The 16668-nt window shown below is 65.9% G+C and carries 8 protein-coding genes and 1 pseudogene; 6 read left to right on the top strand and 3 right to left on the bottom strand.

The genetic code is table 11. From position 1 onward, the window contains the following. From JWN03_RS24585 to JWN03_RS24560, 6 genes and pseudogenes are all read left to right on the top strand, one after another. A pseudogene (locus JWN03_RS24585) lies at window positions 1-860 on the top strand (AMP-binding protein); the annotation flags it as partial. 135 nt (window positions 861-995) lie between these two features. Further along, complete coding sequence (gene pks13, locus JWN03_RS24580) at window positions 996-6239, top strand: polyketide synthase Pks13 (RefSeq protein WP_297619518.1); 5244 nt, start codon at window positions 996-998, stop codon at window positions 6237-6239. Window positions 6240-6295: 56 nt separating this feature from the next. Next, window positions 6296-7840, top strand: a complete 1545-nt coding sequence (locus tag JWN03_RS24575; protein WP_297619515.1) for an acyl-CoA carboxylase subunit beta — start codon at window positions 6296-6298, stop codon at window positions 7838-7840. Window positions 7841-7879: 39 nt separating this feature from the next. Further along, window positions 7880-8092, top strand: a complete 213-nt coding sequence (locus tag JWN03_RS24570) for a toxin-antitoxin system HicB family antitoxin (protein ID WP_297619513.1) — start codon at window positions 7880-7882, stop codon at window positions 8090-8092. A gap of 3 nt (window positions 8093-8095) precedes the next feature. Beyond that, on the top strand, window positions 8096-8467 hold the full coding sequence (locus tag JWN03_RS24565) for a type II toxin-antitoxin system death-on-curing family toxin (RefSeq protein WP_297619510.1): 372 nt from the start codon (window positions 8096-8098) through the stop codon (window positions 8465-8467). A gap of 89 nt (window positions 8468-8556) precedes the next feature. Continuing rightward, a complete protein-coding gene (locus JWN03_RS24560; protein ID WP_297619507.1) occupies window positions 8557-8757 on the top strand; it encodes a DUF5988 family protein in 201 nt (66 codons plus the stop codon). A 66-nt stretch (window positions 8758-8823) separates the two neighbouring features. Here the strand turns inward: JWN03_RS24560 and JWN03_RS24555 are convergent, their stop codons facing one another. The 3 genes from JWN03_RS24555 to JWN03_RS24545 form a co-directional block, all read right to left on the bottom strand. Continuing rightward, window positions 8824-9594: an alpha/beta fold hydrolase gene (locus JWN03_RS24555; protein WP_297619504.1), complete on the bottom strand. Its 771-nt coding sequence runs from the start codon at window positions 9592-9594 to the stop codon at window positions 8824-8826. Between the two features lie 123 nt (window positions 9595-9717). Beyond that, window positions 9718-13047: an arabinosyltransferase domain-containing protein gene (locus JWN03_RS24550; RefSeq protein WP_441343046.1), complete on the bottom strand. Its 3330-nt coding sequence runs from the start codon at window positions 13045-13047 to the stop codon at window positions 9718-9720. Window positions 13048-13328: 281 nt separating this feature from the next. Then, on the bottom strand, window positions 13329-16592 hold the full coding sequence (locus JWN03_RS24545; protein WP_441343050.1) for an arabinosyltransferase domain-containing protein: 3264 nt from the start codon (window positions 16590-16592) through the stop codon (window positions 13329-13331). Window positions 16593-16668: the final 76 nt, after the last annotated feature.

Here is a 16668-nt window from a genome sequence, read left to right as displayed (position 1 = left end):
CCCGGCACGAGGACGAGGCGAAGGTCATCTACGTCGACCGCGTCGAGCTCAATGCCGGTCGCATCGTGAAGGTCGAGCCGGGCACGCCCGATTCCATCGCCCAGGTCTCCTGCGGCTATGTGGCGCTTTCGCAGTGGGGCGCCATCGTGGACCCGGAATCGGTCGATGCCCCCGAGGGCGCGACCGAACTGCCCGAGGGCAGGGTCGGCGAGATCTGGTTGCACGGCAACAATGTCGGCATCGGCTACTGGGGTCGTGCCGAGGAAACCCAGAAGACCTTCCGTAACCGGATCGTCAACCGGGTCGCGGACGGCAGTCACGCCGAGGGTGTTCCGGCCGACGGCAATTGGCTGCGCACCGGCGACTACGGCGTCTACGTGGACGGCGAGCTCTACATCACCGGTCGCGTCAAGGACCTGGTGATCGTGGACGGTCGCAATCACTACCCGCAGGATCTGGAGTTCTCCGCAGAGGAGGCCTCCAAGGCGCTGCGTCCCGGCTTCATCGCCGCGTTCTCGGTTCCGGCGAATCAGCTGCCCGCGGAAGTCTTTGCCTCGGACAGTCATTCGGGTCTGAAGTACGACGCGGAAGACGGCTCCGAACAGCTGGTCATCGTGGCCGAGCGTGGCCCCGGAGCCGGCAAGGCCGATCCGGGTCCGATCACGGACGCGGTGCGTGGCGCACTGTCGGCACGGCACGGTGTCACCGCACGGGACATCCTGCTCGTGACCGCGGGTTCGATTCCGCGCACCTCGAGCGGCAAGATCGCCCGTGCCGCCTGCAAGATGGCGTACCTGGACGGCACGCTGCGTGGTGGTTACACGCAGCAGGCCTTCCCCGATGCTCCTGACAAGGAGTGACGCGGAGCATCTAACGTGGAGTGGCGCGGCCCGAACAGGTCCGCGCCATTCATGCATGAAGCGCCGCTCTCACCGGAACGGCGAGAAACTCAATACTGCCGCGCACCGTACGCAGACAGGTAACTTGAGGAACTGATGGCTGAGAACGAGGGCACGTCCCCCACCCCGATGACCGATGATGCTCCGACGGTGTCCGACGGTGCCGCGAAACCGGCGCCTACCGGTGCGAACATGTCCGTGGCAGAGCTGCGGGAGTGGCTGCGCCGCTGGGTCGCCGACGCGACCGGACAGGCGATCGAGCAGATCACCACGGACCGGCCGTTGGAGGAATTCGGCTTGTCCTCGCGGGACGGGCTCGCGCTCGGCGGTGACATCGAGGATCTGACGGGGGTCGTCCTCAACCCGACCATCGTGTTCCAGCACCCGACGATTGCCTCGCTGTCGGAGCGAGTCATCAACGGGGAACCCGAACTTCCGGCCGAATCGGCCGATGATTCGTTCTATACCGCAGGATTCACGCCGGGCGAGGCGCATGACATCGCGATTGTCGGCTTGTCCACCCGCTTGCCGGGTGCGGGCGATACGCCCGAATCCACGTGGGAATTCTTGATCAATCGCGGCGACGGTATCCGCGACCTACCCGAGGGCCGCTGGTCCGAGTTCACGAGTGACCCGCGCGCGGCCGAAGCCGTCGCGAACGCCATGACCAAGGGCGGCTATCTCGATCAAGAGGTCATCAAGGGCTTCGACGCCGAGTTCTTCGCGACCTCCCCGGTCGAGGTCGAGCGCATGGATCCGCAGCAGCGGCTCACCATGGAGCTCACCTGGGAAGCGTTGGAGCACGCCAGAATTCCGGCGAACACGCTCAAAGGTGAGCAGGTCGGCGTGTACATCGGCTCTTCGGGCAATGAGTTCATGCTGATCGCGGCGCTCGGCGTCGGCAGCACTCAATCCGACGACAAGACGCCGCTGTCGGCAGAGGCCTACGGGATCATGGGCAGCGTTTCGTCCATCATCGCGAATCGCACCTCATACTTCTTCGACTTCCGCGGACCCTCGGTGGCCATCGATACCGCGTGCTCTTCTTCGCTGGTGGCGGTGCACGATGCGATCCGCGCACTACGCAGCGGTGAAGCCGATCTGGCGCTGGCAGGCGGCGTGAACGCTCTGGTCGCGCCGATGGCGACCCTCGGTTTCGACGCCAATGGCGGTGTGGCCAAGGACGGTCACATCAAGGCGTTCTCCTCGGACGCGGACGGCATGGTTCGTGGCGAGGGCGGCGCGCTGGTGGTGCTCAAGCGCCTGGCCGACGCCGAACGCGACGGTGACAAGATCTACGCCGTCATCAAGGGCTCCGCGGTCAACAATGACGGTCGCTCCAACGGTCTGCTGGCACCGAATCCGGTCGCTCAGGCAGATGTGTTGCGTCGCGCCTACCGGGATGCCGGAATCGCGCCGTCCAGCGTCGATTACATCGAGGCGCACGGCACCGGCACGCCGATCGGTGACCCGATCGAGGCAGACGCGCTGGGCCGTGTCATCGGTCGTGGCCGTGACGACGACAAGCCGGCACTGCTGGGTTCTGCCAAGTCCAACTTCGGTCACCTGGAGTCGGGCGCGGGTGCGGCCAGCCTCGCGAAGATTGTTATGGCGTTGCAGCACAACGTTATTCCGCCGAGCATCAACTACGCCGGTCCGAGCCCCTACATTCCGTGGGATACGGCGCATTTGAAGGTTGTCGAGCAGCCGACTGAATTCCCGCGCTACAGCGGCATTGCCACCATCGGTGTGTCCGGTTTCGGTTTCGGCGGCACCAATGCGCACGTTGTCATTCAGGAGTACGTCCCGACTCCGGCCACCCCCGCCGCGGTCGATGCGAGCGCCGACCTCGATGACGAGGACACCGATGTGCTGGCCGAGGCCGAGCGCATTGTCACCGAGTCTGCGCCGGAAGTTGTTGCACCGGAACCGGAGTGGGTGAATCGTGAAGAGCCGCTGCCGCTGATCCTCCCGGTCTCGGCCTACCTGCCGTCGCGCCGCAAGCGTGCTGCGAAGGATCTGGCCGATTGGCTGGAATCGGAAGCGGGACAGGCGACTCCGCTCGTCGATGTGGCGCGTTCGCTGGCCAAGCGCAATCACGGCCGCTCGCGCGGTGTGGTCATCGCCAAGACGCACGAAGAGGCCGTCGCCGGTCTGCGTGCCATTGCCGAGGGCAAGCCGGGCACCGGCGTCTTCACCGCCGATTCCCCTTCCGCGCGCGGCGCGCTGTGGGTGATGGCCGGTTTCGGTGCGCAGCACCGGAAGATGGGCAAGCAGCTCTACAACGAGAATTCGATCTTCCGCAAGACCGTCGATCAGGTCGACGAGTACGTCATGGACGAGGCCGGCTACTCGGTCCGGGAGATCATCCTGGACGACGAGCAGGACTGGGATATCGGTACCGGCCAGGTCGGTACCTTCACCATCCAGCTGGGCCTGGCCGCGATCCTGCGTGCGCACGGCGCACAGCCGGAAGGCGTGGTCGGCCACTCGCAGGGTGAGGTTGCGGGCGCGTACATTTCGGGCGGCCTGAACCTGGAGGACGCGGTTCGCGTCATCTGCGCGCGGTCGCGGCTCATGGCCGAGGGTGAAGCCATGATCACCGATGATCAGGTCCGCAATATGGCACTGGTCGAGTACTCGGCGGAGGCCATCCAGGAAGCCCTGGTGGACTACCCGGACCTCGAGGTCGCCATCTACGCCGCGCCTACCAATACCGTGATCGGCGGCCCGCCGGATCAGGTCTACGCGATCGTGGCGCGCGCCGAGGCAGAGGGCAAGTTCGCGCGCGTGCTGCAGACCCGCGGCGCCGGCCACACCTCGCAGATGGATCCGCTGCTCGGTGAATTGGCCGCCGAGCTGGCCGGTTTGGAGCCGACGGTTCTGAAGCACGATCTGTACTCGACCGTCCGCAAGGATGGTGTGTTCCGCGCGGGTCACGCGCCGGTGCACGATGTGGATTACTGGGTCACCAATATGCGTGGAGCGGTGTACTTCACCAATGCCATTGCGCAGGCAGTGAATACCGGTATCACCACCTACCTCGAGCTCGCACCGAACTCGGTGGCGCTCATGCAGGTAATGGGCACCACCTTCGCCGCCGGTGTGCATAATGCGGCTTTGATTCCGACGCTCAAGCGTAAGGAAGACGAATCCGCTGCGGTCATCTCCGCGCTGGCGCAGCTGTATGTGCAGGGCCACAAGGTGGACCTGTCCTCACTGCTGACCGACGGCGATTACGCGCAGGTGCCGCGCACCGCGTTCCTGCGCAAGCAGTACTGGCCCAAGGTTTCGCTGTCCGCCGACTCCGGCAGCAGCCGGGCGCCGGGCTCGCATGTGGCGCTGCCGGACGGCCGCCACGTGTGGGAGGTGCAGGCGAATATTGTCACCGATCTCGGTGCGCTGGTGAATGCCGCTGCCGCACAAGTGCTTTCGGATGTCACGCTGGGCGCGTCCGTCGCGCACGGTGCGGTTCCGGCCGCCGGCACCCTCACCACCACGCTGACCCCGCATCCGGGTGGTGCCTCGGTGTCCGTGCACGCCAAGGAGGGCAATGCCTTCCGCGCGCTGTTCGACGCCGTGGTCACTGCGTCTGCCCCCACCCACTCACCCCAGGTTGCACCGCTGCCGGAATCGGTTGTGGCACAGCCGGTTGCGGCCGTCGCCGCGGCTCCGGCCGCTGTCGTGGTGGCCGAGGTGACCGGTGACCGCTGGAGTCCCGAGGGCAGTCAGACCATCGAACAGCGTCTGGCGATCATCGTCGCGGAGTCCATGGGCTACGCCGTCGAGGATCTGCCGATGGAGATCCCGCTCATGGAGCTGGGTCTCGATTCGCTGATGGCCATGCGCATCAAGAACCGCGTCGAATACGAATTCGACATTCCGCAGCTGCAGATCCAGGCGGTGCGCGATGCCAGCCTGCTCGAGGTCGGCAAGGTGCTGCGCTACGCCATCGAGAACCGTGAGCAGCTGGCAGAACTGGCCGCGCGCCAGGCTGCGGGCGAAGACATCTCGGTCGACGGGGACATCGTCGCCGCGGCGCGTGCTGCCATGGCAGCGGGCGCCGATCCGCTGGCGGCACTGCCCGGGGTGACCCAGAACGCGGTTCCGACGCTGGCCGATCGCTTGGATGTCGAGAACACCGACGTCGTCGCTGACGCTACCGAGATCGTCACGGAAGCCGAAGCCGCCGAAGCGGACTCGGCGACCACCGAGGCAGATTTCGAGGACGCCCCACCGCCCGCCGAGACCGACAAGGACAACGTTCCGCCGCGTAATGCGCCGGAGCGGCTCGCATTCGCCACTTGGGCGCTGGTGACCGGTAAGTCGGCGGGGGGCATCTTCAACCCGCTGCCTACGCTGGACGACACGACCTTCGACAAGTTGGTGGCGCGCCTGTCGGAGCGAGCGAAAGCGCAGCTCGATCCTGTGGAGCTTCGTGCGTGCGAAACCATCGAGCAGATCTCCGATATCGTCGCGCAACACCAGGAGAACGGCGACGACGTCGAAGGCTTCGTGCGCACGCTGCGCGCGAGGGAAGCCGGTTCGGATGCCTTGCCCGTCTTCGTGTTCCATCCGTCGGGCGGCAACACGCTGGTCTACGAGCCGCTGCTGAAGCGTCTTCCCGCCGCTACCCCGATGTACGGCTTCGAGCGCGTCGATGGATCCATCGAAGAGCGTTCGCGCCAGTACATTCCGGAGATTCGCAAGCGGCAGCCCGAGGGACCGTATGTGTTCTACGGCTGGTCGCTGGGTGCGGTGTTCGCGCTGACGGTCGCCCAGATCATGCGTGCCGAGGGCGCGGATGTTCGACTCGTCGGCCTCATCGACCTGGCCATCCCGACCGAGGATGAGCACAACTCTCCGGAGGAACGGCTGGAGCGGATCAAGCGCTTCCAGGCGTTCGCGCAGAAGACGTACGGCTTCCAGGGCGAACTCGATGGCGAACAGTTGGAGGAGTTGGCTGCGGCGTCCGATGAGGAGCAGCTCGAGATCATCATTGAGCTGGTCAAGTTCGCTGGAGTGAAAATCCCGGGTGGGGTGCTCGAGCACCAGCGCACATCGTGGATCGAAGGCCGCGCGTTGCAGCAGGTCACTCCCTCGCGCTACGACGGTTCGGTGGTTCTCTACCTGGCAGATCGCTACCACGACGGGATCATCGAACTGGAACCGCGATTTGGCGATCGCAAGCCGAATGGTGGCTGGGACGAGCACATTCCGAATCTGGAGGTCGTCCACATCCCGGGCGATCACCTCCAGATCATCGACGAGCCGCGCATCGGAGTGATCGGCGCCGACCTCAGCAAGAAATTGTCCGAGATCGACACGCTTGCGAAATAGCCCCACTGCGAAACGGGTTCTGCGAAAGTAGGTTTCTGCCGAAGGGGAGGAGTCCAGTGAGCACTACCGCCGAGAAACTCGCAGACTTGCGACAGAAGCTGGAAGTCGCGAGAGAACCGGCGGGAGCTGCGGGGGTCGCGAAGCGAGCCAAAAAGGGTATCCCTTCGGCTCGCGACCGGATCAAGATGCTGCTGGATCCGGGCACCTTCGTGGAAGTCGGTGCGCTGGTACGCAACCCGGGCGATCAGACGGCCCTCTACGGCGATGGCGTGGTCACCGGCCACGGCCTCGTCGAGGGGCGCCCGGTCGCCGTGTTCTCCCACGACCAGACCGTCTACGGCGGTTCGGTCGGGGAGGCCTTCGGCCGCAAGGTCGCGGGCATTATGGAATTCGCCGCCAAGGTCGGCTGCCCGGTGGTCGGTATCAATGATTCCGGCGGCGCGCGGGTGCAGGAGGCGGTGACCTCACTGGCCTGGTACGCCGAACTGGGCCGCCGGCAGGAGCCGCTTTCCGGTCTGGTGCCGCAGATTTCGATGATCTTGGGCAAGTGCGCGGGCGGTGCGGTGTACGCCCCGATCAATACCGATGTCGTGGTGGCCACCGAAGAGGCCTATATGTTCGTCACCGGCCCCAAGGTGATTCGTGAGGTCACCGGTGAGGACGTCAGTCTCGAGGAGCTGGGCGGCGCCAATAGCCAAGCGCTGTACGGCAATATCCACCACGTCGCCAAGGATGAACTCGCGGCTTTCACCTGGGTCCGCGACTACCTCGGCTATCTGCCGTCCAGCTGCTCCGAGTCGCCGCCCATCGTGAATCCCGGTCTGGAGCCGGAGATCACCGACTCGGACCGCGAGTTGATCGAGCTCGTTCCGGATGCCGACAATGCCGGCTACGACATGTACGAGGTCCTGATCCGCATCTTCGATGACGGCGACTTCCACGAGTTCGGCCAATCCGCGGGCAAGAACGTCATCTGCGGTTTCGCCCGGGTGGACGGCCGCACGGTCGGCGTCGTGGCGAACCAGCCCCTGGTCTACGCCGGAGCCCTCGATGCCCGCGCCTCCGATAAGGCCGCCCACTTCGTCCGCCTCTGCGACGCCTACGAAATCCCCCTCGTCTTCGTGGTGGACACCCCCGGCTTCCTACCCGGGGTAGAGCAGGAAAAGATCGGCGTGATCAAACGCGGCGGCCGCTTCATCTTCTCTTTCGTGGAGGCCACCGTCCCGAAGGTGACGGTCGTGATCCGCAAGTCCTACGGCGGCGGCTACGCGGTCATGGGCTCCAAACAACTCGGCGCAGACGTGAACCTGGCGTGGCCCACCGCCCGCATCGCCGTCATGGGCGCCGAAAGCGCCGTAAGCCTCATCGGCGCAAAGTCTCTGGAAGCAGCCCCCGAAGCCGACCGAGCCGCCATGCGCCAGCAAATGATCGCCTTCTACAACGCCACCGTGGCCACCCCCTGGGTAGCAGCCGAACGAGGCTACATAGACGCGGTCATAGACCCCGCCACCACCCGCCTCGAAATCCGCAAGGCCCTCCACCTGCTCCGCGCCAAATCCGTCCCCCGCAACCCCCGCAAACACCACCTCCTCCCCCTCTGATCCCCGCCCCTCACACGCCGGTGGTGCTAAAGTGGTGCTATGCCGAGCGTGAATCTTCGTCTTCCCGACGATCTACATGCTGCCGCCAGCGCTGAAGCTGCCGCCGGAAATGTCTCCCTCAATAGCGCTATTTGCGATGCTCTACGTGATTGGGTCACTACTCGTGCTCAGGCGCGGCGAGAGGATGCGTTGCTGGACCGGTTCACGGCTGAACACGCCGATACGCTGGCGATGATCCGCGACTCCGAGTAGCCGATGCGACCGGAAGCGCTCATCAAATGCAATCTTCGAGTAACTGAGGGGCAGGGCCGGATTCGCGATCTCGGGCTGGTTGCTGCCGCTGCGACCCGGCCGGATGCCGTGGTCTTAGGGAAGCAGGCGTATCCGACACCAGCGCTGAAGGCCGCCGCGCTGTTCCAGTCGGTGATCCGAGATTGCCCGTTCCGAGATGGCAACAAGCAGACCGCGTGGCTGGCGGTACTTCTGTTGCTCGGCCGCTATCAGCTGACCGTTGGAATTCGCGGTCAGGCACTTGTCGATCTGATCGACACCATCGGAAGCGAATTGACCGATGTCGACTGGATTGCCGACCAATTGGCAGTGCGAACACTCGATGACACGCCATAGCTGCGGGAGGGTGCGGCGGGGGTGAAACACGGCTCGCCGATTGCTCGGAATCGATCGGTCGTCCGGCTCGAATGTGAGAGCCTTCAGCTATGAGTAGCTCACCTAAGGCATTGCTCGAAGGCGGACCTGACGGGCTGGAACAGCGGATTGTGCCTATTACGCCGCCGGGGATCGAACTGCGGGTGGCGCACGGTGGGGGGTACGAAAGGTTCAAGGTGACACCTCGGTGGGAGGACACACCGGAGGGCAGTTTGCCGGTCTACGAATGGGTTTCTCACACCGAACACTGAGACATTCGCAGTGCGGGAGGCGACTCAGCCCCACGACGGTGGGACGAGTCGATTCCGCGGCGACAACTAGGCCGGAGCGGCGCGGCGAATGGGTAGTCGCGTCGGGACCGGGTCATGGGAGAGGAAGCCGGCGATCTGCGGGTAGATCTCGTTCGGCTTCTCCATGACGAGCAGGTGTGAGGTCCCGGGGATGATGGCGAGTTCGGAATGGGGGATCGCCCGGTAGAGGGCGAGGGTGTGTTCCAGGGAAACCGAATCGTCGTCGCCGGCCATAACGAGCGTGGGCGTCGAAATCGAATGCAGGTCCTCGGGGGTGAGGTCGGGCTGCGTTTCCCACATTTCGGCCAGCTTGCGCGCGACGATCGGGAAATAGTCTTCCCCGTCGGGGGACACTTCGCCGTAATTCGCAGCCAGGTAGCGCAGCGTCTCCGGGTCTTCGAAACCGTCGAGCACGCCGGGCAGAATGCCGTCGTAGTGGAAGTTTCCACTGATCAGAACCAGTTTCCGGACCAGGTCCGGGCGGCGCAGCGCGACCAGCAGCGCCACATTCGCGCCATCGCTGTGGCCGATCAGGTGCGCGGGCTCGCAGACGACCTTCTCCAGGAAGGCGATGGTGTCCTCGGCCATCACGTCATAGGACAGCGGGCCTGCCACATCCGGTGTGTGCCCGTGCCCGCGGCGGTCCGTCTTGTACACCCGGAAGCGCCCGACCAGGGAAGGCATGGCGGGTGCGAACATTCGCGAATCGACGAAAGCGCCGTGCAGCAGCACCACCGATTCGCCGTCACCGTGGACGTCGTACCAGGTTGCTACGTCGCCGAGTTGAATGTTCACCATGGGACCAGTCTCCCGGTTGACGTGGGTCACACCCACAACGGGTGGCTGGAACCCTGCGGCCGCGCAGAAACGGAAGCGGCCGCCGGCATGATGCCGACGGCCGCCGCACGGTTCAGTCAGTGCCTAGAACACCCGGAGCTTGCCCGGTGACCAGAACCCGGAGCGGTCGGTCGTGCCGGTCTCCAGCTCGGCGGCCTTGGCCGGGTAGTACGGCTCGTACTTCTCCAGCGAACCCCAGTCCCGTCCCCAGTTGTCCTTCAGATAGGTGGGGATGGTCTTGGAGTCGGCCAGCATTTCGGTGAAGCCGAGCGGGCCGCCGTTCTCCTCGGCCTGCCAGGTGTTGGTGGAGCTGACGGCCAGCGGCCGGTCCGGCAGGATGCGGTAGTTCGGGACCTCGGCCACGCCGTAGCGGTGGTCGAAGGGCCGCTGGCACGGGAACTGCAGACCGACCGCCCAGTCCTCCAGGATCGGCTGCTCGGAACCGAGGAAGCCGTTGAGCGACTGCAACTTCGGTACCCGCGGCGGCGTGAAGGCCAGCCACTGATCGCCGATGAGAATCGGATCGATGGCGTGGATGCGGATCACATCGGCGTTGCCGGGCAGCGCGTCCACCGGTACCCGCAGGTTGCGCCAGGACGGCGCCGGGCCGATATCGAACGGCCGGTAGTTGCCGGGCAGTTCGGAAACGCTGCCGTCCGGGTTCTGATGCCCGTACTCGACCAGCAGGGTCTGGCCGTAGGTCATATTGCCGGTCTCGTCGTAGGACATGACGCGCCCCGCCGCCGAGATGACGATGAGCGGTGAATCAGCCGACCGCGCAGGCAGTTTGTACCAGCTGGAGATGAGGGTGGCGGGCTGCTGCACGCCGTCCTGCCAGCTGCCCATGACCGGTGTGGTGGCCGGGTCCAGGCCGTACGGCAGTGCCACGGTGGAGCCGTTGACGCCTTCGGAGCCCTTGCCGCCGCCGGTGCCGGCGTTCTGGCCCTTTTCGAAGGCGGGGCCGACGGTCTGGTTGGAGGTATTGCCGGTACCCGGCTTCACCTCGACGCTGTCGGCGTCCAGCTTGTCGGGAACTCCATTGGGGGAGAAGCCGACCGGATCTGCGCCGGCCAGCGGATCGCCGTTCAGCGGCGGATGTGCCGGATCGATGATCGGCTGCAGATTGCCGCCGTTCGGATTCGGTTCCACCAGTACGTCATTGGCGAGCCCGCAGCTCTTACCGGAGAGGGCGTCGAAGTTGGAGCGCGCCAGCGAGTAGGCCGGGTACTGGGTGACCGCGCCCTTGACCAGCGACAGCACCTCGAAGGCCACCATGAGCGCGGCGACGACGGTCAGCGGGATCGCGGCGAAACGGCGAACCCGCTTGCCGCGCTGAGTCTTTCCGTTCTCCATGGGCTTGGCATAGCCCTCGCGCAGCGACTGCCAGCCGACCACCGCCAGCGCCAGCCCGAACAGCAGCAGGATGAGCGTGTTGGCCTCGTGCCCATGCAGCGAGACCCGCTTGTCGTACCACGGCACGCCGTAGCTGGATACGTACCAGTAGCCGTTGATGCCGGAGAACGCGAGTGCGAGCGTGAACATCAGCCCGGCCAGGAAGACCGACCGATTCTTGCGCGACCGCAAGGCCGTGGCCGACACCGCAACCGCGGTCACCGCCGCCAGCGCACCCGCGATACCCGCATAGGAGCCGAAGTGGTGCGTCCACTTGGTCGGGTTGAACATCATGAAGAAAATGGTTCCGAACACCACGCCCAGCAGTCGCCAGGTCGGCCCGGAGGCGATGCCCGGCACCTGCCGCCGGCGCAGCAGTACCAGCAGCGTGGTGATGAGGCACAGGATCATGACGAGGAAGGCGAACCGCCGCGCCAGCGAACCGTCCACGGTTTCCACGAACAGGTAGTAGTAGCGCAGGTAGTCCTCGTACCAGGCCAGGTTGGGGCCGATGTTCTGGCGCACCCGGTTGGCCTCCATGATTCCGGCGAAGGTCTGATCGCCGAAAACGACCACCAATACCAGGAATCCGGCCGCGGCTATCGGTGCGAGCAGCGCGAGATCACCGAACTGTTTGCGTCGCCGCACCACGATTTTCACCAGTGGCCGGATACCGGCGAGCAGCGCCGCCACACACATGAGCCCGGTCGGGGCCGCCGCCAGCGTGAACGCCGCGACCAGCACCGCGACCGCCGCGGGCAGCAGTCGTGAAGTGGCAATGGCCCTTTCGATGGAGACCCAGGTCAGCAGCGCGCCGAGCGCCACGATCGGCTCCGAGCGCAGGCCGTTGTTGTAGGGCAGCCAGAAGGCCAGGAACACCAGGCCGCCGGTCCACAGCGCCACCTTGGAGGTCGCGACCCCGCGCCCGAGCCGGGGCACCACCTCGCGGCTGATGACCAGCCAGCAGAGAATGCCGCACAGCAGCGCCGGAATGCGCACCCACGGGCTCGCGGTGGAGATTTCGGCGAAGGCCTGGATCACGTAGTAGTACCAGCCGAACGGCGCCTCCGGCACGCCGAACCAGCGGAAGTAATTGGCCATATAGCCCGCGTGCGGAGCGACCCGCACCATGGTGAGGATGTAGCCGTCGTCGGAGGTGTTGGCGCCCACGAAATGCCACAGCGTCAGCGTGCCGATAATGCCGCCGTCCGCCCAGGTCGGCTGCAGCCAGTGCCGCGGGAAGATGCGCCGATGACCGCGTGCGTCACTGGTGTCGAGTGCGGCGAGCGCACCCATGGCCAGCAGCGTCAGCAGCGCGGCCGCGCCCATGGCGACCCACTTGAGCACGGTCGGGCTGGAGGAGAACCGCGAGTCCACATTCATGTGGAAGGAAAGGCCCTGCGGGACCCCGCCTTTCATATCGGTGTAGACGCCGACCACCTGCGGCCGCAGATCGCCGAGCAGCTGCCCGTCGACGGGCACGGTGACCAGCTCGCGGCCGCCGTCCGCGGTGGTCTTCTCCACGCTGTGGGTGAGCCCCTCGAACTTCGCGTAGGTGCGCTTGTCGTCGGAGGTGATGACGATCTGCGAGCAGTCGTTCATCTCGGACCGCTGCGCCGACGCCACGACGGCATTGCGATCGAGCACGTCGACGGTCTCGCCGGACACCCGGACGAACAGCCCCTCCAGGTCCGCGCCCTTGCCCTGTGGCGGCGCGGTGGCCAGCAGGATGCCGCCGCGCGGATCCAGTTGCTGCACCGCTGAACACGGAATGGTGGCGGACAGATCGAGCGGCACCTGCGACATCAGCGGTGCGTCGATATTGCCCAGCGTCCCGCCCTGCGGCCAGTTCACCGCCGCGGTGGTCTGCACAACCGGAAGGAACGGCGTCGCCACGGCGAACAGCGCTCCCAGCACACCGGCGACGATCGCGATCAACTTCGCGATGCGATAGTCACGCGGCGTCGCCGTGGTTGTTGGCGGCGTTGGCGGTTTGCTCAGGACAGCGGAGGCGTCGGGCACGATTGCAGATCGTATAGGCTCCCCCGCCTCCCCGAACCTTTAGCGCGCGGCCTGGGAGCCGTTGACTGTTGGGGACGCGTGGCGCCGGTCAGGGGCCGAGCCGATTTTGGGGGTACCCCCGGAGTTACCCCGAACTTGCGAGATCTGTTCCGCCTCTCCGAACCTTTGGCGCACAGGTGAGAGCCACAACAGTCTCATTCGCCGTGCTGGCGGTCAGGTGCAACACCAGTTTTGGGGGTACCCGGGGAGTTACCCCGAAGTTACGAGATCAGCGTCGACTTTTACCGAGCCCGGATCGGCGCATCCTTCGCCAGACCGGAACGTGTCTGCACCGTCACCGACAGCTGTGCGGGCTTCGCGTCCGGGGCATACGGACTGAACTTCTCCAGCGAACCCCAGTCCCGTCCCCAGTCGTGATTCAGGTATGACGGGATGCTCTCCGATTTCAGCAGCAGCCCGGTCCAGCCGAGCGGCCCGCCGCCGATATCGTCCTGCCACGCATTCGAGGCGTCCGCGCCGACCCGGTCGGGCAGGATGCGCCAGTCCGGGACCTCGGCGACACCGTCGTGGTGATCGAACGGCCGCTGGCACGGGAAGGCGAGCCCGACGTGCCAGTCCTCCAGTACCGGATCGGTGTGCCCGACAAGGGTATTCAGCGATTCCAGCCGGGGCAGGCGCGGCGGTGTGACGGCCAGCCACTGCTTGGGCGTGATGTCCGGGTCATTGGCGACCAGGCGAACACTGTTGGCGCCCACGGGAATCTGGTCGAGCGGGACCCGCAGATTGCGCCAGGACGGGTTCGGCCCGATATCGGTGGGCCGGATGCGTCCGACATTCGTCATGCTGCCGTCGGCGGCGCGGGTGCCGTACTCGACGAACAGGTCCTGACCGTAGGTTTCCACCCCGTCCTTGGTGAAGGATCGGATGCGCCCGGCCGCGGTCACGATGAGCACCTTGTAGGCGGGATCATTGCGGATGCTCTCGGACAGATCGACCTGGTACCAGTTGGTGGTGAGCTTGGCCGGGTTCTGTTCGTCGCTGGTGTAGCTGCCCAGGACCGGTGTACGCGCCGGGTCCAAACCGTACGGCAGTGCGACGGTGCTGCCGTTGATGCCGGCCTGCGCGTCGGTGCCGCCGCCGGTGCCCGCTCCGGTGGTGTTCGTGGTCTTGTTGCTGGAGTTCTTGCCCACCGAGTTGGCCCCGCCACTGACGGTCTCCTCCGCATCGGCGGTGAGGTCGGTGGCGACGCCGTTCGCGGTGAATCCGGTGTTCTCCGCGGACAATCCGTCGGCGGCCGCGCCGGTCCACGGTTGCAGCAGTGAGTCGGCGGTATTCGTCTCCACCAGCACGTCATTGGCGAGTGCGCACGAATCCCCGGTCATCGCATCGATATTCGATTTGGCAATGGAGTACGCCGGGTACTGGGTGACGGCCGCCTTGGCCAGCGAGGCCACCTCGAACAGCACCAGCAGCGCCGCCGCGATGGTGAGCGGCATGCTCGCGAACTTGTCGAAGGCCCGCACCGGCTTCGGGTGTGTGAACGGCTCCCGATAGTGCTGGTACGCGGCGATGAGCAGGCACAGGATGGCCAGCCCCAGGAACAGTGTGGACAAACCCTTGCCCGCGATGAGCGGCGCCTTGTCGAACCACGGCACGCCGTAGCTGGACACGTACCACCAGCCGTTGGGCCCGGTGAAGGTGATGGCCAGCAGGAAGAACACCGCCGCCGTGAACAGTGTGCGATTGCGTGGTGAGCGAATCCCGTTGACGCCCACCGCGACCGCCGCCAGCGCGGCCACCGATCCCGCGAGTCCGGCGTACACGCCGAAGTGGTGCGTCCACTTGGTGGGCGTGAACATCATCAGGAACAGCGACATGAAGACGATGCCGAGAATGCGGGCCGCCGGTCCACGCGCGGTGCCCGGAATACGCCCGTTCTTGCGCAACATCACCATGACGCAGACCAGCAGGCACAGCAGCATGGCGAGAATGCCGAACCGCCGGGCGAGCGAGCCGTCGGGGGAGAGCATGAGCAGCGAATCCCAGCGGGTGCGCTCGTCGAACCACGCCACATTCGGGCCGATGAGGGTGCGCACCCGCGTCGCCTCCATGACCGAGGCGAGCGTCTGATCACCGAAAACGACCACCAGCACCAGGGTTCCGGCCGCAATGCCCGGCGCGAACAGCGCGCCGTAGCGCAGCAGCGCCGAACCCGTGCCCTTGGCCTGCTTCAGGATCACCAGCAGCACCGGCCGTGATCCGGCGATGAGCGCGGCGAGGCAGATGAGCCCGGTCGGCCCGGCCGCCAGCGAGAACCCGGCGATGAGGACGGCCAGCGCGGCGGGCAGCAGTCGCCCGGTGGCAATGGCGCGTTCGATGGAGCACCAGGTCAGCACGGCGCCCGCGGCAATGAGGGGTTCGGGTCGCAGGCCGTTGTCGTAGGGCATCCAGGCGGCCAGGAAGACCAGTGCCGCAGTCCATACCGCCACATTGTCGCGCCGTACCCGGGAGCCCAGCCGGGGCAGTACTTCGCGGCTGATCACCAGCCAGCACACGATTCCGGCGAGCAGTGCGGGCAGTCGCACCCACGGGCTGGAGTCGCTGATGCGGGTCATCCACGACAGCACCTCGTACGGCCAGCCGAACGGTGCTTCGGCCACTCCGAACCAGCGGTAGTAATTGGCCATGTACCCCGAAACCTTCGAGGCCCGGGCCATATTCAGGATGTAGCCGTCATCGGAGGTGTTCGCGCCGATGAAGTGCCACACCACCAGCGTCCCCAGCACCACCGCATCGGCGAGCCGGAAGCGCCACCAGTGTGCGGGCAGGAAGCGCCGCGCGCACCGCCCGTCCCGATTGTCGAGCAGGTGCAGCATGTACATGGCGAGCAGGGTGAAAAGCACCGCGCCGATGGTCGCGCCGCGTTTGAGCCAGCTCGGGCTGGAGGTGAAGCGCGCGTCGATATCGGCCGTCGCCACGGCGGTTCCGATCTGCTCCCGGTTCAGATCGGTGAACATGCCGACCACCTGTGGCCGGGTATCGCCATTCACCTTGCCCGCGAACGGCGTTCCGTCCTGCCGGGTGACACCGCTGAGCTGCACCTGGGTCGCGGTCGCATCCGAGTGCAGGCTCAGCGACCCGCAGCTCTGGACGTCGGCGACCGGAACCGACAGCAAGGGAATGAGGCGCAGCAGCACCGACAGCATGCGCCCCTTCTCGGGCACATCCTCGACCTTGATGACCAGGCCCTTGCTCACCGCCTGCCCCGAAGCGACCGGGACGGTGGAGAACAACGTGCCGCTGGGCAGATCCGCCAGCACCTGGCAGGGCAGATTCACGTCCAGGGTCAGCGGCACGTACGACACGAGGGGCGCGGCGACGTTCGGCGTATCCCCCTGCGGCCAGTGCAGGGTCGGCCGGTCCTGCTTGACCGGCAGAATCGGCGTCAACACCGCCAGCAGAATTCCGAGAATTCCGGATACCACGGCAATGAGTCGGATTCGCTGAAACGCTCGGGTGTCTTCGCGCACGGTGTCCGATGCTATCCACCCTCGTCCCGGACATCCCCCGCGACTCGACTGCGCCGGTTCGCGGCTGTTCCGGTGTCCGAAAGCGGAACCC

The organism is Nocardia sp. (genome assembly GCF_025465275.1).
GTDB lineage: Bacteria > Actinomycetota > Actinomycetes > Mycobacteriales > Mycobacteriaceae > Nocardia.
Note: the sequence above shows the minus strand (reverse complement) of the source record. Positions and strands in the feature narration are given on the sequence as shown.